The organism is Sabulibacter ruber (assembly GCF_017355955.1).
GTDB lineage: Bacteria > Bacteroidota > Bacteroidia > Cytophagales > Hymenobacteraceae > Nibribacter > Nibribacter ruber_A.
Window position 1 is genome coordinate 271,444 of the sequence record NZ_JAFFID010000003.1, and the last position, 20,859, is coordinate 292,302.

Consider the following 20,859-nt stretch of genomic DNA (forward strand, 5'->3'; position numbering starts at 1 on the left):
AATTGGAGATGTTCAAATAAGCTTTGTTAGTAAAATGGAGCTTACAGGGTAATGATAAGAAGTCGCTATTGACTTGCCGGTGAAACTGGACCTGAACTGTACCTAACGGGCTCTTCTAATCCGTAGCCTAAAGAGAGATTCAATAGCCTCTTATTTGATGCCAGCTCTAAAAATCCGGACTGGAAACAGCCGGTAATCATTTAGGTTAATGGCGTACAGACAACCTTCCCAATGGATGACTGGTACCACCCCGGTGGGCGTGATGCCGTTGTTATTGGGGATGGTTAACAGGGCGTTGCCTATGTAAGACACATCTTTGAGGCCCATACGTACGCAGATATGCTCCTGAAAAGCCTCTTTCTCTATTTTTGAAGAAGTGAACCCAACCTCCCTGGCCACTAATTGGTCAGATTTGTCATGGGTGTAATAAGAAACCTTCTCTACGGTATTGATGGAGATTTCCGGCACATACAACCGGGGAACCGTGGCCTTGGCGCCCCGGTCATGGTAGAACTGCACCGAGGTCTGCACCGGCTTTACCAGCTCCGGCAGGTTGGCGGCTTTCTCCAGGCGCTTGAGGGCAGCAGCCTTGCTCTCCTGCAGGGAATCTTCCAGTTTCCTGGCCGTACCGTTGGAAGCGTGCGTCAGGTCATGGAACTTCTGGTGCACATCCAGAATGGCCGTGAAGGTGGTAATGAAATGATCGGTGTTCTGGAGGTGGAACATTTCCAGCTCGTGCACCTTTTTGCGGGAAACCAGGTAACTGTGGATGTTCTCGGTTTTCTCGTAAACGGTTTTCATTTTGGGTTCATGCGGCGTGCCCTGGTAACGGGTACTGAGGTCCTGCAGCAAGGTAAGGCGGCGGTTAGAGTCCTGGATAAACCCTACGTCCTGCAGCCCAAACTCAACCGGGCTACCCACCACTTCTCTTTTGCTGGCCTCATTATTCATCCCAAACAGAGTGCGCACAAAATCCATCATTCAGAAAGTATTTTTTTTAGATGCATCGTTTCGATTTCCACCTGGATTCTTTCAGCGGCCTTTTGGTTCTCAAGGAAATTGTCCAGGTTCTGGAGGTACAGGTCCAGGAGGGCGTCCTGCTCTTGGGTCAGGACGCCGTTCAAGGTTTTATCGGTAGACTGAGTATGTATCATCACTGAATTTCAATCTTCTTAGACTTGGTACCCAAAGCGCCCAAGATCTTAGAGTTTAATTCTTCCTGCACCTGGGCCAGCTCTTTTACGGCTTCGGCCCGTTTACGGCTTCCTTCCTCTGAGATTTTGATCACGGCATCCAAGGTCTCCACCATGTCTTTGTTTACCTTCTTAAGGGTTTCTACGTCTACAATACCACGCTCATTCTCCTTGGCCGCCGTTACTACGTTGGTTTTCAGCAACTGGGAGTTTTTCAGGAGCATCTCGTTGGTGGTATCGGTTACCTTTTTCTGGATCTCCAGGGCTTTGCGCTGTTTCTCCAATCCTAAGGCAATGGCTACCTGCTGGCGCCACACCGGAATAACGGTCACAATGGAGTTCTGGATTTTCTGGGCCAGCACATCATTGGTGGTCTGGATCATGCGGATCTGCGGCATAGACTGCGTGGCAATGGTATGCGACAGCGTGAAATCATGCACTTTTTTCTCCAGGCGCTCTTTGAACGCTACCATATCAGCTAAACGCTGCACCACCAGTTCATCCTGACCGCTGCTTTCCACCTCGGCCTGAAGCTTGGGAATTTCCTGCATCTCAATTTCCTCAATCTTCATCTTGCCCGCGGCAATCAAGGCGCGCACCTCATGGATGTACTCCACCACCTGCTTGAACATCACTTCTAGCCCGGTAGAGTCTTTCATCACGCTCTGGCGGGTTTTCTCCAGCTTTACCACCACATCGTCTACGTTCTCAGAAACAGAGTTGTACTGACTGGCCAGCTGTTTGGTCTTATCCTTGATCTTGCCCACAAACGGCAGCCGGGAAAAGAAACCGGGTTTCTCGGTCTCGTCTACCTTGATCATGTTGATCTGAGCCAGTAGTTCATTGATGGCCGCCCCCGCCTCCCCTGAGTCCTTGGCTTTCACCTTAGCCAGCAGTTCATTGGAGTAGTAGCCCAGTTTCTTCTGGGTTTCCACGCCAAAGGAGCTAAGGCTTTCGGGCTTGGCCGGGTCCAGGGTTTTAGAAATCTCCAGGGCTTTCTGCTGAATCAGCTCTTTGTTCTCTGACAATACAATCTCGTTATTTTCCATGGTGCAGTTGTCTTACTTGGTGGGGGTAATAAATGGTATCTATTGCTTGTACAAACGATTTAATAGTTTCATGGCGGTCTTTCTCGTCATACCACTCAATCTCATGTTGGGGCAGGTAATCGCCTAAAAGTCCCTGTACTTCCTGCAGCAAGGCCTCGCCTTTGCGGGTCCGGAACGCCGGGTTCTTGTAATAGGCATTCAGGTACTGCACCTTCACTTGCCCGGCCTGGGTAATGGCCAGCTCCTTTATCTCCACCACCAGTTCAGAGGACTTCTGCTCTTGGGTGACCAGGGTTTTGTAAACGCCTTTTCTCCCCTCCTCCAGCACTGCCTGGCATTTCTGTTTCACCTCGGCCAAGGCTCTTTTCAGTTTTCGGTTTGGCCTTATCCGGTTGCCGTAAATATACCCCAGAAAGGCAGCCAGTATGCACGCAAATATGATTGCTCCCATTTTTAAAATCTGTTTTTGCTAAAACGTAGAAACTAGCAGATTCTATACGCATACTTGCCGGCAATGCCCATTGCTACCCAGGCAAGTTCATCCCTTTTTTCAATGCCAGCCTCAAATGCCACCGGGATTTCTCTTGCTACTGTTTTTTCCATTAGTCGTACGGCAACACAAAATATAACAGGGTGGTCTGTACTTTTTATAGTGCCTCCTGATGATGCATCAATGGTTTATCTGTCTTTTGAGAAAACAAGACTGAAAAAGGAGGCAGCCCGACAGGAACTGCAAGGGAAGTATGACGGGTTTCACCTGCATTCTGCCCGGCTTCAAACTCCTTATTTTCCAGAAACAGAAATAACCTTCTCCCTTTCAGATTCATCGGCGTACCTTCGCACTATCAAGTCTATTGTATGAACCAACACTCCAAAATCCTGCAGACGCTCAACATTCCGCAACTGAACGAAATGCAGGAAGCCACGCTTGAGGCCGCGCAGAAGAGCGATGTCATTCTGCTTTCCCCCACCGGATCTGGGAAAACGCTGGCGTACCTGCTTTCCATTCTGCCTTTGCTCAAGCCCGAGGTAAAGGAAGTTCAGGCCTTGATCCTGGCTCCTTCCCGTGAACTGGCTATGCAGATAGAGCAGGTTTTCAGGAGCATGGCCACGGGATTTAAGGTAGACTGCTTCTACGGCGGCCATGCTACCAACCCAGAAAAACGCAGCCTGGCCAACCCACCGGCGCTGATGATCGGTACCCCGGGGCGCATTGCCTACCACTTACGGGAGGAGAATTTTTCTACTACCCATATCCAGGCCTTGGTGCTGGATGAGTTTGACAAGTCGCTGGAATACGGTTTTCAGGATGACATGGCTTCTATCATTGGGCAACTGAAAAACCTGACCAAACGGCTGCTGGTATCGGCGACCAACATGGCGGAGGTGCCGGCGTTTACCAGGCTGAAGAACCCGGTTACGGTTAATTTCCTGAAAGAGGCCAGCAATACGCCTGACCTACAGGTGAAGGCCGTGGAGGTACAGAAAGGAAACAAGATGCAGGCCCTGCTGGGCGTCTTGTGCAAGGTGGGCACGGCATCCAGCATTGTGTTCTGCAACCAGCGCGAAACGGTAGAAGCCGTGAGTGATTTCCTGCGCAGCAAAAACCTGCCCCACGGCATCTTCCACGGCGGACTGGAACAACCCGACCGCGAACGAACGCTCATGAAGTTCAGAAACGGCACCTACCGCACCCTGGTGAGTACCGATCTGGCGGCCCGCGGCCTGGACATCCCCGAAGTGGAGTTTGTCATCCATTTCCAGGTACCCGATGAAGACAACTTCACGCACCGCAACGGCCGTACCGCCCGCATGAATGCCAAAGGCACCAGCTACCTGCTGCTACAGCCCGGCGAAAAGCCTTCTTACCTGCCCCAGGTGCCGCCGGTAGAAACCATGCCGACAAAGGCAACATTGCCTACCCCCTCCCCATGGGAAACCATCTACATTAGCGCCGGCAAAAAAGACAAGGTAAACAAAGTAGACATTGTAGGCTGGATGCTGCAGAAAGGCGGTCTGGAAAAACCTGAGCTGGGCCGGATTGAACTGCAGGACAACGCTGCCTATGTGGCCGTTGCTAAAAAGAAACTGGAGAAAGCGATGCAACTGCTTCGGCAGGAAAAACTGAAAGGCAAAAAGGTGAAAGTAGAACGGGCTATGTAAGTAAAAACGAACCCATCCGTTTTAAGCCTGTTACATAGAAAACAGGCTTAAAACGGATGGGTTCGTTTTTACTTCAGGAAGTATACTTAATTCAACAGTTGCTCCTGCTTGAGCCAGTCAAAGATGATCTTATCCACCGGCGACACCTTTTCCTTATCGGCGTAGCTCAGCCAGGCAACTTCTTCTATCTCGTTGGCCGCCTGAATGGTTCCTTTATAGGAGCCGGTGTAGCAGGTCATCTTCACTTCAATCCCCTCGGGATGGTTATCGGCCTGGGCCTGGAACGTCCCGAAGTAATTGACGGTATCCTCCACCAGGTCCACGCTTAATTCTTCTTTAATCTCTCTGGACAGCGCGGCAAAGTCATTTTCCGTGGCCTCCCGTTTCCCGCCGGGGATGTAAAACTTGGAGCGGCCTTTAGTGCGGGTGCTCAGAATCTGGCCGTCTTTGAGCTGAATCCAAGCAAGCTTATCAATTATCTTCATGGTTGTGATGGATAAAGCAAGGGTTGAATATGCTCTAACAAGTTATCTTTCTTCCCACAAAAAACAAATGAAATCAACGCAAAAACACCTTGCTTGTCCTGGCTCAGATTGCAGCTTGTTTTTACAAAATCAGCCCCAAACCAATTCAGGCTAGCTCCACAATTTTCAGAAAAAGCTGTCATCTGAAATGTAAACCTTCTATCTTGGCGCTGGCTTTAGGGGCGTTCCAATTGCGGAGCTGAGATTGTACCCTTTGAACCTGATCCAGGTCATACTGGCGTAGGAAAAAGCATGGAAGAACTAGCTTGTTCTTCCTTCTTTTCAATTCAATCCTCCATCCCGGAGGCTCCTGAGCCCATCTTGAACTTTTAAACAAGAACCCATGCAGGAGCAACTCTGGAACATTGTATCGGCCGTTAGAGCCCAATCGCCGCTGGTACACAACATCACCAATTACGTGGTCATGAACAACACCGCCAATGCCTTGCTGGCAGCGGGTGCCTCGCCGGTGATGGCCCACGCCCACCCCGAAGTCAAAGACATGGTTTCAATTGCTGGCGCCTTGGTGGTAAACATTGGTACGCTGGATGAGTACTGGGTAGAAAGCATGCGCCTGGCAGCCCAACAAGCCCACATCCTCCACAAGCCCTGGATCTTAGACCCAGTGGGGGCCGGAGCCACGCCGTACCGAAACCAGGTGCTGGAAGAACTGCTCACCTACAAGCCCACCGTGATCCGGGGCAATGCCTCAGAGATCATGGCTCTGGCCAAAACCGCTTCCCAGACCAAAGGCGTAGACAGCACCCACCAAAGCCAGGAAGCGCAGGAAGCTGCTCTTCACCTAAGCGCCTCCACTGGTGCCGTTCTCTGCATTTCCGGCGCCACCGACATTGTGGTGTCCCCGGACAAATCCCACACCCTTTCCAACGGACATCCGCTCATGGCCAAGGTCACCGGAATGGGTTGCACCGCTAGTGCCCTTACCGGGGCTTGCTGCGCCGTGCTTCCGGATGATCCTTTCACCGCCACGGCTGCCGCCATGGCGCTCATGGGCGTAGCCGGCGAAATAGCCGCTGAACGAGCTGCTGGTCCAGGCACCCTGCAATTGCACTTCCTGGATGCCTTACACCAACTCACCGAGCAGGAATTTAACAGCAGACTCAAACTTAGAGAGAGTCTTCCCGAGGGCAAGAAAGATAAAGCTCTGATCTAGGCACTGTTCTTTATTTAAGAAAAGCGACGCTGAAGTTTTGCTTCACCATTATAAGGCATCAGAATGTTTCCTCTGAAAGGCATGGCCGTTACAAAGTCCCTCGCTCGCCTCTGGCGAGTGTGCGTCATCTTGCGGCCTCTGGCCGCGTCCTCACTGCTTCATTTACATCCCAACGCGGCGAGACGCCGCCTGTAACCCACACTCGCCAGAGGCGAGCGAGATAAAGGAGGTAGGCTTTGAGTAAGAAGCTTTCGCCCCCACAACCGGATAGGACATCATCCCCCTACCTCCACCAAAGGGAAAATGTGTCTTTCAAATTTTAAAGAACAGAGGGCTTTACAACCCACTATCAACACTGACTTTATACCTATAACCACATGAACAAGAACACAACCTTTCCTCACCGCCTGTACCTGGTCACCGATGAGCAGGCCTGTTTGGGCCGCGACTTTCTGCAGGTGGTGGAGGCGGCGGTAAAGGGCGGAGTGGATTTGGTGCAGATCAGAGAGAAGCACCTGCCGGTGCCTGCCTTCCTGGAGAAAACGCTTCGGCTAAAGGAACTGCTGGACCGGTACGGCGTACCCTTGATCGTGAACGACCACCTGGGCGTAGCTATGGAAAGCGAAGTAGCAGGCATTCACGTGGGCAACAGCGACCTGGCGCCCCAGCAGATCAGGGCGGTGTGGCCCAACTGCGGCATTCTGGGCTATTCACTGGAGGCAGAGGTGCTGCTCCATAGTACCCATGCCCAGTTAGCTGATTACCTGGCCTTAAGCCCCATCTTCTCCACGCCCACCAAAACTGATACCATTACCGAGTGGGGCCTGGACGGCATCCAGCGAATCAGGTCCATGACCGGGAAGCCCTTGGTGGCCATTGGTCGGGTGAATGCCGGAAATGCCGCTGATCTAATCAAAGCCGGTGCCGATTGCCTGGCTGTAGTGTCTGCCATTCTCTCCGATCCAGATCCGGCCCGGGCCGCCGAGGCAATCAGAAACCAAATAGAAAAAGCTTTATGAAACAATATACCTATCCGGCGGTGCTTACCATTGCCGGCTCAGACAGCGGGGGCGGAGCCGGCATCCAGGCCGACCTGAAAACTTTTTCTGCGCTGGGCTGCTTCGGCACCTCGGCTATTACGGCCATTACGGTTCAAAATACCCTTGGCGTGACGGGCATCCACAGCGTACCGGCACACATTGTACAAGAGCAGATTAAAGCAGTGATGGAGGACATCAAACCCGCGGCGGTGAAAATTGGCATGGTGCACAGCCCCGAGCTGGTGCTGGCCATTGCCCACCAACTGAAGCAGTACCAGGTGCCGGTGGTGGTGGATCCGGTGATGGTAGCTACCAGCGGCGATAAGCTCATCCAGGACGAGACCATCGGTTTGCTGCAACAGCAGCTTTTCCCCCTGGCAGAGGTGGTAACCCCCAACTTAGATGAAGCTAGCATTCTTGCAGGCAATCTCATTCGAAACGTGGAGGAGATGAAAACAGCCGCGCAAAAAATTCTGGAAACCGGTTGTAAAGCAGTTTTGCTGAAAGGTGGCCACCTGCAGGGTCCCAGGTTGTTTGATGTTTACCTTCCACAGAACGGGAAACTTAAGGTGTTTGAATCCGCTGCCATCCAGAGCTATAACACCCACGGCACCGGGTGCACCCTCTCCTCGGCCATTGCGGCGTACCGCGCGTTGGGCTTACCTCAGGGCGAGGCCGTGCAGCAGGGCCGCCATTACGTGTACCAGGCCATTGACCAGGGCAAGGATGTGAAAACCGGCGAAGGTCATGGTCCTTTAAATCATTTTTTTAACCCTCAACCTTTACAGAAACATGAGTTGGAGTAAACTAGCCTGGCAGGCAGGAAGCGGCGTCTATGAGCAAATCACGAAGATGCCGTTCATCCAGGAACTCATTCACGGCACGCTGGCACCGGAGAAGTTTACTTTCTACATCGCCCAGGACTCCCTGTATCTGGCGGGCTTCGGACGGGCCTTGTCGCTCATTGCGGCCCGAGCCCAGAACAGCGAACATGCCTTAGAGTTCATGCGTTTCGCGGAAGGTGCCTTTGTGGTAGAACAGGCGCTGCACGCGGACTATTTCCAGAAGCTCAACATTGACCAGAACGAACCCATCTCCCCTACCTGCCAACACTACACGCACTACCTGCTCAGTCAGGCCGCGGTAGCTCCACTGGAAGTAGCCATGGCCGCGGTGCTCCCCTGTTTCTGGATTTACAAAGAGGTAGGCGATTACATTTACGCGCAGGACCGTCCTACCCATCACCCGTACCAGGACTGGATCAATACCTATGCCGGCGAGGAGTTCGGGAACATTGTCTCCCGGGCCATCCGCCTCTGCGACGAAATAGCCCAGACCTGCTCCCCCGCCCAACAGCAAGCCATGACCGAAGCCTACCTGACCGCCTCCCGCCTGGAATGGATGTTCTGGGACAGCGCCTGGCGACTGGAACAATGGCCGGTGTGAGGCAAAATTAAATTGGGTTGTTTTCGGCCTGTTTTCTGTAAAACAGCCATAAATGCCTTAATTTTTCTTTCGCTAAAACATTCTGTTTAGGGGCTGATATTGGAAAATTACCTCCTAAACAGAAATCTTAGCTTTATCAACACCCTTGAATGATATTGCTTTTAGCGAAGGAGGATTAGGCAGATTTCTCTTCATTAGAGAAAATATACTTGTCCATAAACTCATTCCGGAACTTCCCTTCCGGATCATGCTGGCGCAACAACTGCCTGAAATCCTCCATCTTCTCATACTGCGCCTGTATCACCTCGGGCGCCATGGTAAACAATTTTCCCCAGTGCGGGCGGGGTTTGAATGGGGCCAGCTTTTCCTCTATGAGTGGCAGCAGTTGCATCACCACCTCTTCATCCTGTTTCCAGGTAAAGTGAAACGCCACCGTGGTCTGCTTGTACTGCGGACTCAGCCACAACTCATCTGCCTTAATGGTCCTGATCTCAGAAACAAAAAGATGCGGTGTGATTTTCTCGTGCAGGGACTCTATCGCCATCATGGCTTCATAGGCATACTCAATGGCCACAAAATATTCGCTCTGCAACTCCGCCCCAGCACTAGGCTTGAACCCCATTTTGAAGTGCGGCAAACGTTCGTACCACTCTCCTACTTCCCCCAGTTGATCAGTGGTGTTCTCCGGCGATTGGTCTTCTATAGGGTGCAGCTTCTGGGTAGCGAGTTTTGCCCCAAACAACTCAGGTTCAATAACGGTAGATACTCCCTCCTCCACTTTGCTCTTTACCCAAACCTGGTTGATGTTTTGGTTTTCCCAATGAGTAAACAAACTCACGCTGTACCCTTTTGACATGATCTCCACAAAATGGTCTTGCAGCGCTCTCATGGGTAAGTTGCGGTACACTACTTGTGTCATCTTGAAAGAAGGCACCAGATCAAGGGTGATTTTGGTCACTACGCCCAAGCCACCGAGAGACACAACCGCTCCGTTGAACAGTTCACCATCCTTCTGCCGGGACATAGTCACCAATTCACCTGCAGCATTTACAAATTCAATAGCTGAAATGGAAGTAGCTAGGTTACCATTCTGAATTCCAGAGCCGTGGGTAGCTGTAGCACAAGCCCCTATAACCGTGATGTGGGGCAAGGAAGCCATGTTGGGAACTGCATACCCGCTATCATGTATAATTATTGATATTTCTCCATAACGCATTCCTGCTTCCACAGTAATGGTATGATTCAAAATATTTAGAGAAACTACCTTATTCAGATGTTGAAGTGAAATCAAACATTCATTGCTATCTGCTATCGGATTGAAGGAGTGCCGGGAGCCTAAGGACCTAAATCTTGATTTAAATCCTATTATAATCTGTAGCTCTTCAATGGTTTTAGGAAAATAAACCTTCTTCGGGGAATAAAATAAATTACCAGCCCAATTTTTAAGGTCATTAGTAAAGTAATAGGACACTCAAATTTTTTCTTTAGTTAACAATATCTTGTAGAAAACTATACCTATTGCATTATTATGGATATTGAAAAAACTCTTTTACCATAATCTGCTGGCAAAGTAATCAATATAAATAATAATAAAATAAATTCCTATTTAATACATAGCCTAAATATTAATGATAATTTTTTTTATTAAACAATCATGGTTTTCCATAATCATAATTAACAAATTATCATTAACAATAACATATAACACCAATAAAACTATAACACATTCTATTAAATAACATATAGATAAAATTTCCATTAAACTATCATCTTATATAAATTTTTATAAGATGTTAAAACCAATTAAACAAGATATTTTAAAATCTTAGATTATTAATATATCAATTAAAATTTAAATGAGATAGCTAAATAAGGGTTAAAACCCTTTATTAGACGCCACTCCAAATCATCATTAAGGTCGTCAACTTCAGAAATTAAATCACCTGGTCTCTTGGTCATGAGTTCCTGATTCCATAAAAATACATTTCCGTAGGATAGACCGAAGTAAGCATTCTTATAATTAGCAGAAAAGTTCCTTAAAACAAATCCACCACCGGTAAAGAGAGCAGGACGCTCCGCTATTGGGCCGCCACCAAATTGTAATATAGGAAAAAATGTATCATCCCCAACATTGAAATGTATATTCATCATAGCTGCGAAGTTAACTTTGAAAACTTCTGCGGAACTTTCTTCTGTGATATAAAGCTGACCATTAGGATCAGTCGAAGTTCCGTATTTTGGGAAGGTTAGTTGCGTAAAAGCTAAACCAGGTGTAACACTTAGAAAAACTTTTGGATTTTTAAACCAAACCCTAATAACATGCTTCGCCAATTCTTTACTACTGGAAGTTAATGCTTTCGCGTCAGCGGAAACTAAATAACCCGCATCACTTACAATAGCAGTAATATTCTTAATCTTGCCTTTATCCAAAGTATAAACGTATTTATATGACCATGGGTATTTATCAAACTTTTGAGTCTCCGCACTTTCATTCAATTTATTGTACTCTGTATTAATTAAATCAAAAGCTTCTTGGAGTGTAGCTAACTTTAGTTTTCTCTCCTCTGTTATCAATGTAATACTTTGTAAATAATCTGATAAAGCCACTTTTAGAGCTAGTCCAACACTTTGAATAGGGCAAGTCAGATCATCTTTAATAATATTTTGTGTTTCAGATACTAAGCCAGCTACTAAATCATTATTTTGCTTTATATTTTGTAGTTCTTTACTAGCTCTTTCTATTGATGCACTTGCATTATCTTTATTACCAAATGGGGCATTTTTCATTGAATTAAATAACTCAACGAAGGTTCTATTTGTAACAGCATCTTTTAATCTATTTATTTCGTCTATTTTTGCTGACAATTTAGTTAACCCTTTACACTCCAAGGCTGAATTTGCACCCATAGGTGCTCCAGCTGCAAAAGGCTCTAACAAAGTTCTTATATTAATTAATGCATTCGTAAATTGTTTTATTGATGGATCATCAGAATCACTGACAGCAAGCGAAATTGCACGTTGCAATGGATTCATTGGTATTATATAAATAATAATATCTTTCGAATTAGATTTACCTCCAGTAAAGGTAAAATATGTAGTGTCACTAAGAGGGTAAGAAGCATTACTTTCGTCAACTATATAAAAAAGAGTAGGCTTCCCAGTAGCGTCCTTTCCTTCTTGTAAGAGTAAATACTTTTGAACCTCTATAGAATTTATAAAATCATCAACTTCTTGGGCTTTAACGAATAAGTTAACAAAAAACAATAAATAAAAGAGGAATAATATTTTTTTCAGGATGCTGTTTATATCTTTTTTCATAATCTTGATTAATAATAGTAAATAAAGAGTTTTTTTACACAAAGTGATTGCGAAACCTAGAACCATAAACACTCTGTATAATTTGTATATCATCATTGTGGAGGCGCCTATTAACACCAACATAATCCTCATACATGACATTATCCTCAATAGTACTGTGTTCCAAACCAAGCACATGCCCTATTTCATGAAGAGCAACAGTTTGCAGATCAATCTCTAAATCATTCCTTGGATTTACAGACCAAACTTCATCCATATCAAAATGAATTTGCCCAAATACTCTAGATGCAGTATTTGGATAGCCTGCATGCGCTACAACATTTCCTTTACCTAACCTTCTACCGTCAAAATCCCAAACGCAACTATGACTTCTAGGCTCCCAACTTATTTTTATTATTGCATTATCAACATTATTAACTTTTATAAAATCAATTGGTATATACTCTTGCCACTCCTCAAATGCGAAACTTATAGCACTTTCAATTTCAAATTTATTTATATTAGGATGATAATTTTTGAAAGCATACCTTATTATAGGTGGATTTCCCAATAATAAAGACTCAAATTTATAACCAGAAAAACCGCCAGCTCTTAAAAGATTGTTTGTAAATAACGACAAGTTACTTCCAGAAAAAGTTAAATTCCCACATTTAGGTCTGTATAAAATATCATCTATAATTTTATTAAGGGATAAATGATTTTTACCTTGAATCTGCCTATAGATATGTAAGAGTTCTTCAGCCATCTCCTCAACATCACTGTTCTTCAATAAAATGTCGTTTGTAACATTCAAATAACCTCTGTCTGCAAGAATCTGTGTTGCTAATCTTTTTAAATGAGCCATCGTATTTTATAATGTTATTAAAACAGAGACAAAACATTAGATTATAAATATTCCTTTGGCTTTGTAATCTTATTCCATTATAGTAATTGGCTTGGAATTGAAGCCATCAAACCTGGTTTCCCTTCGGCTCCGGGCTCAGGCGCTCTAATATTTTCATTCAACCAATCAATAATGTCATCGGGAACACTGGCAGTTGCAAGTCATCTAATTCATGGAAAAAGGCATACAGCTTTACTAAAAACACGAAATGAGACATAAACGCATAAAACTAGAGAGCCGATTCAATTAGGTTATAAAGTTTTATCAATCCTAAATAGATTCACATTCTAGGTAAACTCCATTTTAAATTAATTCATAGCATCAATACACCCGTTTCTTGCGGTCTATTATTATAATACATTCTATTTTTTTATATGTATTTGTGCTTTGTATTAATTGAATCACAAAACTAAATACTCATCTTCAACAAGTCATCATCTCCTATCGGATACAGTAACCCTGTATGTTCCTCTTCAAACAGAACCATTACAGTATCTGAATCCAACTGTTTCAAACTTGTATTTACATGTTTCTTATGGCACAATTGTAAAAATTAGTTGCTCTCCTGCTGATAGTTTAAGAAAAATTGATTGTAATGAAGGAGTTAATCGCAACTTTCCTCGATTTTCCAGTTATCAGGTGAATAAAGTGTTTTAACCCAACTTTTGTCTTTAGTACCCCCCTGCTGGTCTTAATCCATTTATTGCATATCCCTCATTTCCTCTTAAAAGGCTTTTTAAATAGATAATTAATAATAGAATTTGGATCGCACGTAGTTCCTTCTACTTTACAGGGGGAAATTTTCTAATGATATTACGACAAGTGGTTTGCAGATTAAAATTTTACAATAATACATTTTAAACTTCAATATGGTCAGCAGCTGCTACTTTAACGAACCTACCACTGGCTAAATCTTCTAAGCTAATTGCATTATAAATAGGCTCAGGGATAGTTCGTTGGGCTGTTGACCAATCTAATTCAAAAATTGATAAATAATATTTTGCCAAATCCTCATATACGATGTATAAGCCAGCCTCTCTATTAGAGGAAACACCAGTGTCTGACCAATTTTGAGAACTTATCAGGACAGATTCTTCATCTATGATAATTAATTTATTATGACAATGTACAAATTGAGTAGTATCTATATATCTTATGTTTTCATCAAGAATTAAATTAAATGAACTCTTTATATATTCTATATTTTCTAGCTCTTTATCGTAATCATCTCTTCCGAAAATTTTACCTAGTACTATTCTCACATTTAAGTCAGGATTAATATCCTTTGCCTTTTTTATTGCTGCAAGCAACTTTGATACCTCAGGTTGTTGACCACGTATGTACTGATTTTCGATATATATTGATTTTTTGGCTTTAGAAAGAATCATCGGAATTTCATCCATATAATTATCAGGAGTAAGAATTGGTCGTACTGTTACTTTCACCTTCGGGTCCAGTTCTTTACTTTGAAATAATTTCAAGGGCAATTGTTGTGGAGCTAGTTCAACAAAATATGGAGTTTCAAATTCTTTTGAAAATTCAGATTCAATAAAGTTGGTACTAGGAGATGTAAGTTTTAAATCATTTTTAATTAAATTTAGAAAGAAATCAGCTAATTGGGGAGATCTAACTGCTACTCCCATATCACGATTTCCTGTGATGAAGTTTCCAGGATTTTCCTCATTGTTTTGAGGAATGCTATTAACTGAATAGTTACCACTCTGAATTAGAGTCCATTCTCCGTCAATTACTATAATTTTTTCGTGGCAAGCGTGAAAATACTTAGAAGAGCTATTTCCACACGAAGGTGCTTGTTCAATCTTGCACCCAAATGTTTGAAGTTCTTGATAAATCCTTGCCTCATCCTTCTCCCCTTTGCGAAAATCAAGCATTATAAGTACCTCTACTCCACGGTTTCTTGCGGAAATAAGCAATTGTTTAATATGATCAGCACTGAAGTCATAAATACCAATTATAATTTGCATTTTCGCTCCATTAATCAAGCGACAAGTAACCGCATAAGTAGAGTCGGGTGATGCATACGCTATGAATGTATCTTTTATATGAAAAGTAGGTATATTGTTTAACTTTGGAGGCGTTCTAATAGCGCAGGGCTGATTCTGAGCAAAACTACTGTTTTGAACATCTGCTGCCCGGAAAGGAGGAGAGACAACAATAGGCATAATATTAATATTTATGGATTTAATTAAGCTTGGGTTTCATTCTGCCAAAATGAATTATTTATAGACGGCAGTGCGTTGTAATTAATAACAATTTGGTTCGGGAAGGCATGTCTGACAATACAAAGTTCCATCTTTCATAAGTTTCGTTACATCTGTTTGTGCAATTTTAATCCACTTTTTTGCGTTTGAAGAACAGTTTTCATATTCACGTGCGCCGAGTAGAGTAGATTTATTATCAAAATCACAAAGAAATATGTGATAGTTTTTTTGTAACCATTTCATATTGCTCCTACTACCTGTAAACTCAGCAAAGTACTCGGAACATGGCGTTACTTTAATATTTCTCTGATTGCAAGCTGCTAATAAGGTTGTAGTAATGCCTTGAATTTCACTTGGCTTCGTACTGTTTAATTTTTTGCACAGGGGAAATTTTGATGTTGTAAAACAGGAAGAAAGAAAGAATGAAGAAGCCAAGATTAAAGAATACTTCAGACTGGTATACATATTATTGAGGTGCAAATTTTAAATTATTAAAGCTTCTTTCTGAGGCTTCAGTCCAAACCTTATTTTTCTTAACCGCGTACCCAACAAATCTTATTGTATTTTCATCATCAGACAAATTCAATGTTGTGCTTGTTTGATCGACCTTATGCTCTTTTGTATCACGAGTGTAATTACTTTTCCCTCCAAAGTTTATCCCGAATACTCTAAATCCTCCTCCTCCAGAGGCACTGAACCTTTTTTTGTAGTCAAAAGACCAATTAGCTGAACTACTAAATTCAACAGAAAACCCCCTGATAAGGATTAAGGCAGTAGGATAGTATAACAGCGAACCATTTTCATTGAAAAACTCAGCGAAAAGATCCGGTTGCTCCTTTATATACTTACTCTTAAAAAGATTTGGCTTAAACCAAGGCCCATAATTTATTCCGACCCGAAAAGCAGCTTTAGAAGAAAGTTTTATCTCTGTTGCCTTTTTAAAGTCTTCCGTAATTTGCTGATGCTCTGTTACTGAAGCACTTGCCTTAATAAAACCCCAGCGTGCACTTCCTGATGAACCCCAATCAGTAGTGATAGAACTAGAATTTCCTGTAGTACGATCATATTTGGCAGAGAAGGCTCCAACCTGGCTGGTTTTAATTAAATCTAATGACTGGTCAAAATTAAATGCATATCTGTCGTCAAAAACCGCTGTACTCACATGCGGTAGTCCTAATAAATAGTTCAGATTTATGATTGTTGGCAGGTACGTATAATCGGGATAGGTTGGATAGCAAAGCCGCATTGATGAATTATAGTAATCAACGGTAGCATTGATAATTTCTTGATCATCTGCTGAGGCGTATGTTTTATTTATTAGCTTAATTAACTCAAAGGTTTTATTAATTTTAATACGCATAAGCCTCTCCATTTTGCTGGCAACACCATAGGCAGAACTATACTGATTATACGCCGCCATATCACCGAAATTGTAACCGCGCAAGCTTGCGTAATCTCTCCAAGCCGAAAAGTCACTGTTTGCTAATATTGCCATTTGAGTTTGAAGACCATCTAACTCGGTTTCTAATTGATCTTTCTTTTTCTGCTCTTCAGGCGTTAATACTTGCAATACAACTAAACTACTAAGCCGGTTTATAAATTTTCCATATATGTCACTAATTCTTGCAACCCCTACTTCTCCAGTACCAGAAACAGCTCCTGGCTCTATTTCTAAATCAGACCTTTTTAATAAATTATAGTAAGAATACCATTCATAAGTTCCTTGAGAGTTCAGCGGCAAAGAAACATCTACAGGATCTGCAACCAGTTTTAATTGAAGGAACTCTTGCGTGTTTAGACTAGCTGCCTGGGCTTTAAGAAGATCATAGTAGTTGTTCAGCGATGTTTGCATAGCAGTTCCAAATGGAACATCTTGGATAGGACTTTCCTGGAAGGAGTAAAGCATACAACCGTTTTTTTTATAGTGAATGAAATGTATAAAATACAATCTAAGTTAGAGGATGAATTGTAACATCAAAATCAATATTGGAGCCAACCTTTTTAATATTTTTAATCTCAAGCTGGCTAGATGATCCATCCCACCAATTACTATCAGGGGAAGTAGACGGGCCAAAGGAACCTGTTTTAAAGAGATCATCTTTATCTCCGGGATGCCATTTTCTACTCTCCAAATCAAATCGGTTATCCGCTTGGATTAAAGAACATTCATAATGATAATCAGGAAGCATTTGTTCATTATGATTGCTACCTAATTCATCAATATGCCAAACAGCTAAACCTTCATCAGGCAAAGCCTTATCTCGTGCTGATTGTACTCTATTTTCAATAATAAAATATTCAGCATTATTCTTTCGCTTTATATAAAACTCATTTTTGGAAGAAAATTTTCCTTTCATGCCATTATCTAAATGGTGGAGTATATCCGTCCAGCCTGCTTTATACTTTAAATACCCTCCAACTTCTACAGGATTTTTGGGATCAGCATTATTCCCTCCGCACATCAAACAAAAATGACCAATTCCAGACGACTCGTTACCATAGTCATATAAATCTGGAAAATCGCAAATCATATGGCCATTTTCATGGCAAAAAGTTCCTAGACTAAGCTGTTGCCCCATGTTAGTGATTTGATAATCATACGCGTTCTTGCCAGAGGCCAGCTGAAAAGGACTGCTTAAACTATAACAATGGGGCCATAATCCTTCTGCCCAATTATTTACAACTTCCCCAGAATAAAACACATTTATGGCATAGACATAATTTTGGGAATCTGAAGTCAACCTTTTGAAATCAAAACCATTATTTTTATGATGGTTCAAAGCTTCTAGAATTAACTCTCTTGCTCTTATACTTTGATTGACTTTCGGATCAGTATAATAGCTGCGGGGATTTTTTGCTGTATAATATGGAGCTATGATATTATTGTACTCTAACTTCTTTGCTGAAACATCATAAAAATAATCATAAACAGACCCATTATTTCCATAGTTGCTATAGCCTCTTTTGTTACAAAAATCATCGACCTCTTTAGCAGTTATAGTTCCTGGTACATCAGGAAACTGAATCAATAAACACAGACCTATAAATTTACCTACTGTTTCCCTTGTTGGTGGCGCTAGAAGTGGCCCATCAGACAATGCAGATTTTACTAACTGTGCTTTTCTTTCTTCAATACGGGTTTGCCAGCGGGTTTTACCGGGCGTTAACCCAGTAGAAGAATAGACCATAGAGCGATTTACCTCAGGGCTGCTTCTTAGTTTCTTAGAGAAACCTAGTAAATTTGGGTTTGCCTTTTCAGGTATTATCCCAGAAGGTTTGAGTTCATCAAATTCTAAATTTGCGTATTGAAAAAAGCCGGATACCGGATCTTTAATAACTGTAAACCCGTCTAATGTTTCAAATGTAGCATGGAATTGATTTCCTGAACCTTTTACTTGCAACGTTGTACCGTCCGGCTGAGTAAAAGTAAATTCTTGATTGAAGAATGGTGTTGCCATATTACTAGTGCTTATTTGAACAATCTCTGTATTTTTTCTATTGTAATTAATTTCAAACTATTTTAAATATAGTTTTATTATAAAACTAAAATGAATTATACTTAACAAACTAACATTTAGCTTCTACCCATAAACAACACACACAATTGAACAAATACAACATTCTATATTTGTTTAATAAATGCATTTTAAATTATTCTACCATATACATCTTTTAAGCTGTATTTACATCTTTTTATGATTCTTTAAGCTTCTTAATCTCATCCTCAAATGCCTTTCTTGCGGTAGCCAAAGCCTTTTGTTCATTTATTAAATTTTTCTCTGCCTCTAGTAATCCTTTATGAGCTTCAAATTTAGCCTTTATGATTTCTGTCTCAAGTGATATCTCATTTTTAATTGTGGCCAATTTAGCTGTTCTTAAAGCTTGCTCAGTAGTCTCTAAAGTAGTTTCATTCTTAATTTTAACTACCCTTAATTGAATCAACTGAGCGGGAATTGATACTATCGCCTTTGCAACAGCTATAGGCATACTAATAAAACTTTCTACTTCACTAGGTTTATCGATGGAATTTTCAATTAGAATTCCATTACTAACTTTTAAGGCATAAGTTTTCTTAATAAAAGAAGACCTGTCAATAACAATACCAGTAACTTTCGAATAATCAGGAATTATTAATTCATTTTTAAATACTTCTTCATTACTACTATCACGTTTGTCTTTTTCAAAAAATACGCACATCATAGTACGGCTTAGTGGTCTTGTAAAAATACCTTTTATTTCATTACTTTGACTATTTACATTTTCTCCAATATTTATAGTTGGTTGATCAAACTTTAAGTAAAAAGAAGCATCACAATAGTTAACATCCTCTATATGAATTCGCCATAAGCAATCTGCTTTTCCAATTTTTAGCTCATCTGAAGAAATATAAAATATTTTCGAAACTTCTTTTACCTCAGTGGTGAAACCATCTTCCTCTGTTGTGAAACCATTTTCGGGCGGAGCTGTCTGCACAAGATTATCTTTTGAGAAAATTGTTTTTGGAGAGTCAGAAATAGAGTTAATAATAGAAGTAATACGATCTTCGGCCGTCACGTTAATGCCTTCGATAAGCCCCAATGAATTTACACTTACCTTGAAAGTGTCGCTTGAAAAAGAGGACCCTTGATATTTAAGAGCATAGGGATTTGAAGTATCTGGCACATTTTGTGTGGTTGCTTGCATTGTTAAGTCAATGAGTTCCGAACTAACTTTGGGCAGTTTTATTTGTCTTTTAATTAAGACTTTGGCAGTGGCTGTAACTTGTAATGTAGCGATTGGAAGATAGTAAATCAGGTCAGCCTCATTGAACTTATCTACATTATTCTTTGAAAAAGATTTAACAATTGACTTTTCAACAAAAAAAGAACACAGAACATACATAACAATAACAATCAAGTAAATAATTAAAAACACCCATATAACATTTATAACAACGGGCTTAATATCAGTCATTATATCTACAAAATACATATAGTCAATATTCTATTACAAGCACCCATTCAAAGCTATTTAACCCCAAAGATTATTTTTTTTAATAACTTATCTTCTCAAAAAATAACCTAAATTAACTATAGCAGAAGCGAATAAAAAATTTATTTTTATTATTATACAAAAACAATTATAATTTTACCAATACTTTCACCCATAAATATTACTTTCGAAACATTATAATAATATTGAAGCACACATTCTTTAAATCCTTTTTATTTATTTCCTAAAACTAACTCTCACCGAATCTGATTTGCATTTCGTTATTTATCCTCTGAATTGAATACACATGACTAGCATTTGAAACTGATCTTAATTGCACATGAGGCCCGTCAACAAATGTCCAATAAAGCCCAGCATCTAAGCCCAATTTCTTAGCTTCAGAAGCATAAACCATATAACCATTCAAACCACCAACCGTTTTCTTTAAAGACCATTCTGCTTTCCCATCCAAAACCCAAAAACAATCTAGAGCTTCACCCCACTGGTGCCAAGATACCCCAGGAATAGTATTTGTGACATGTCTCCCACTCCTAGGCCCTACGCTTTCTATACAGTACGCTAAAAAGTCGGCACCTTGATCCTTGAGTCTATTTATTTCTTTATAAACTTGCTCCTTTGTTCTAGACTGTCTCCAGTATATTCCTTGCTTAAAGGGGTCACGTATACCTTCATTAGGACGCATTTCAATTCCCCTCTCTAAACACTTATCAAGTAGTTCTAAAACCTTATCCCTAAATTCAGGAACTAATAAATTCAGATCCGCTGCCATATGTTAAATAATTATAGAATTCATAAATTTTTCCCTACCATACTTTTTTTCTATATATAAAAACACCAACATTATTTTTAACTTAT

General features: G+C 41.9%; 19 protein-coding genes and 1 riboswitch. Of the genes, 6 read left to right on the forward strand and 13 right to left on the reverse strand.

Annotated elements, in window-relative coordinates; translation table 11 throughout:
* Positions 1-150: 150 nt before the first annotated feature.
* The 4 genes from JT719_RS16855 to JT719_RS16870 are packed head-to-tail and all read right to left on the reverse strand — an operon-like array spanning position 151 to position 2,693.
* Entirely contained in the window at positions 151-981 is an 831-nt protein-coding gene (locus JT719_RS16855; protein WP_207434623.1) for a hypothetical protein, read from the reverse strand.
* A complete protein-coding gene (locus JT719_RS16860; RefSeq protein ID WP_207434624.1) occupies positions 978-1,154 on the reverse strand; it encodes a hypothetical protein in 177 nt (58 codons plus the stop codon). Before JT719_RS16860 ends, JT719_RS16855 begins: the two co-directional genes overlap by 4 nt.
* Positions 1,154-2,242, reverse strand: coding sequence for a toxic anion resistance protein (locus JT719_RS16865; RefSeq protein WP_207434626.1), 1,089 nt, complete (start codon positions 2,240-2,242; stop codon positions 1,154-1,156). Before JT719_RS16865 ends, JT719_RS16860 begins: the two co-directional genes overlap by 1 nt.
* The gene (locus JT719_RS16870) at positions 2,232-2,693 is read right to left on the reverse strand and encodes a hypothetical protein (RefSeq protein WP_207434628.1); all 462 of its coding nucleotides are present in this window, start codon (positions 2,691-2,693) and stop codon (positions 2,232-2,234) included. The genes JT719_RS16865 and JT719_RS16870 overlap by 11 nt, the downstream gene beginning before the upstream one ends.
* 63 nt (positions 2,694-2,756) lie before the next feature.
* Between JT719_RS16870 and JT719_RS16875 the strand changes: the two genes are divergently transcribed.
* Both JT719_RS16875 and JT719_RS16880 read left to right on the forward strand, forming a co-directional pair.
* Positions 2,757-3,104, forward strand: a complete 348-nt coding sequence (locus JT719_RS16875; protein ID WP_207434630.1) for a hypothetical protein — start codon at positions 2,757-2,759, stop codon at positions 3,102-3,104.
* On the forward strand, positions 3,101-4,405 hold the full coding sequence (locus JT719_RS16880; RefSeq protein WP_207434636.1) for a DEAD/DEAH box helicase: 1,305 nt from the start codon (positions 3,101-3,103) through the stop codon (positions 4,403-4,405). Before JT719_RS16875 ends, JT719_RS16880 begins: the two co-directional genes overlap by 4 nt.
* Positions 4,406-4,491: 86 nt before the next feature.
* On the opposite strand, the gene JT719_RS16885 is transcribed toward JT719_RS16880, so the two are convergent.
* A complete protein-coding gene (locus JT719_RS16885) occupies positions 4,492-4,890 on the reverse strand; it encodes an NUDIX hydrolase (protein ID WP_207434637.1) in 399 nt (132 codons plus the stop codon).
* A gap of 207 nt (positions 4,891-5,097) precedes the next feature.
* A riboswitch (TPP riboswitch) is annotated at positions 5,098-5,193 on the forward strand.
* A 79-nt stretch (positions 5,194-5,272) separates the two neighbouring features.
* On the opposite strand from JT719_RS16885, the gene thiM reads away from it, so the two are divergent.
* The 4 genes from thiM (at position 5,273) to tenA (ending at position 8,589) form a co-directional block, all read left to right on the forward strand.
* A complete protein-coding gene (thiM, locus tag JT719_RS16890; protein ID WP_207434638.1) occupies positions 5,273-6,103 on the forward strand; it encodes a hydroxyethylthiazole kinase in 831 nt (276 codons plus the stop codon).
* 377 nt (positions 6,104-6,480) lie between these two features.
* Positions 6,481-7,122, forward strand: a complete 642-nt coding sequence (gene thiE / locus JT719_RS16895) for a thiamine phosphate synthase (RefSeq protein WP_207434639.1) — start codon at positions 6,481-6,483, stop codon at positions 7,120-7,122.
* Complete coding sequence (gene thiD / locus JT719_RS16900) at positions 7,119-7,949, forward strand: bifunctional hydroxymethylpyrimidine kinase/phosphomethylpyrimidine kinase (protein WP_207434640.1); 831 nt, start codon at positions 7,119-7,121, stop codon at positions 7,947-7,949. The genes thiE and thiD overlap by 4 nt, the downstream gene beginning before the upstream one ends.
* Positions 7,936-8,589: a thiaminase II gene (gene tenA / locus JT719_RS16905; protein ID WP_207434646.1), complete on the forward strand. Its 654-nt coding sequence runs from the start codon at positions 7,936-7,938 to the stop codon at positions 8,587-8,589. The genes thiD and tenA overlap by 14 nt, the downstream gene beginning before the upstream one ends.
* Before the next feature lie 175 nt (positions 8,590-8,764).
* On the opposite strand, the gene JT719_RS25560 is transcribed toward tenA, so the two are convergent.
* From JT719_RS25560 to JT719_RS16945, 8 genes are all read right to left on the reverse strand, one after another.
* Entirely contained in the window at positions 8,765-10,060 is a 1,296-nt protein-coding gene (locus JT719_RS25560) for an FAD-binding protein (RefSeq protein ID WP_207434650.1), read from the reverse strand.
* A 374-nt stretch (positions 10,061-10,434) separates the two neighbouring features.
* Positions 10,435-11,907 carry a hypothetical protein gene (locus JT719_RS16915; protein ID WP_207434651.1) on the reverse strand — a complete coding sequence of 491 codons (1,473 nt, stop codon included), beginning with the start codon at positions 11,905-11,907 and terminating at the stop codon, positions 10,435-10,437.
* A gap of 34 nt (positions 11,908-11,941) precedes the next feature.
* Entirely contained in the window at positions 11,942-12,751 is an 810-nt protein-coding gene (locus JT719_RS16920) for a M10 family metallopeptidase domain-containing protein (RefSeq protein ID WP_207434656.1), read from the reverse strand.
* A gap of 896 nt (positions 12,752-13,647) precedes the next feature.
* The gene (locus JT719_RS16925; protein ID WP_207434658.1) at positions 13,648-14,973 is read right to left on the reverse strand and encodes a phospholipase D-like domain-containing protein; all 1,326 of its coding nucleotides are present in this window, start codon (positions 14,971-14,973) and stop codon (positions 13,648-13,650) included.
* Between the two features lie 505 nt (positions 14,974-15,478).
* The gene (locus JT719_RS16930) at positions 15,479-16,918 is read right to left on the reverse strand and encodes a hypothetical protein (protein WP_207434661.1); all 1,440 of its coding nucleotides are present in this window, start codon (positions 16,916-16,918) and stop codon (positions 15,479-15,481) included.
* Between the two features lie 43 nt (positions 16,919-16,961).
* Positions 16,962-18,470, reverse strand: a complete 1,509-nt coding sequence (locus JT719_RS16935; RefSeq protein ID WP_207434663.1) for a M6 family metalloprotease domain-containing protein — start codon at positions 18,468-18,470, stop codon at positions 16,962-16,964.
* Between the two features lie 235 nt (positions 18,471-18,705).
* Positions 18,706-19,983: a hypothetical protein gene (locus JT719_RS16940; protein WP_207434665.1), complete on the reverse strand. Its 1,278-nt coding sequence runs from the start codon at positions 19,981-19,983 to the stop codon at positions 18,706-18,708.
* Between the two features lie 250 nt (positions 19,984-20,233).
* Positions 20,234-20,773 carry a M15 family metallopeptidase gene (locus JT719_RS16945; RefSeq protein WP_207434667.1) on the reverse strand — a complete coding sequence of 180 codons (540 nt, stop codon included), beginning with the start codon at positions 20,771-20,773 and terminating at the stop codon, positions 20,234-20,236.
* Between the last annotated feature and the right edge of the window lie 86 nt (positions 20,774-20,859).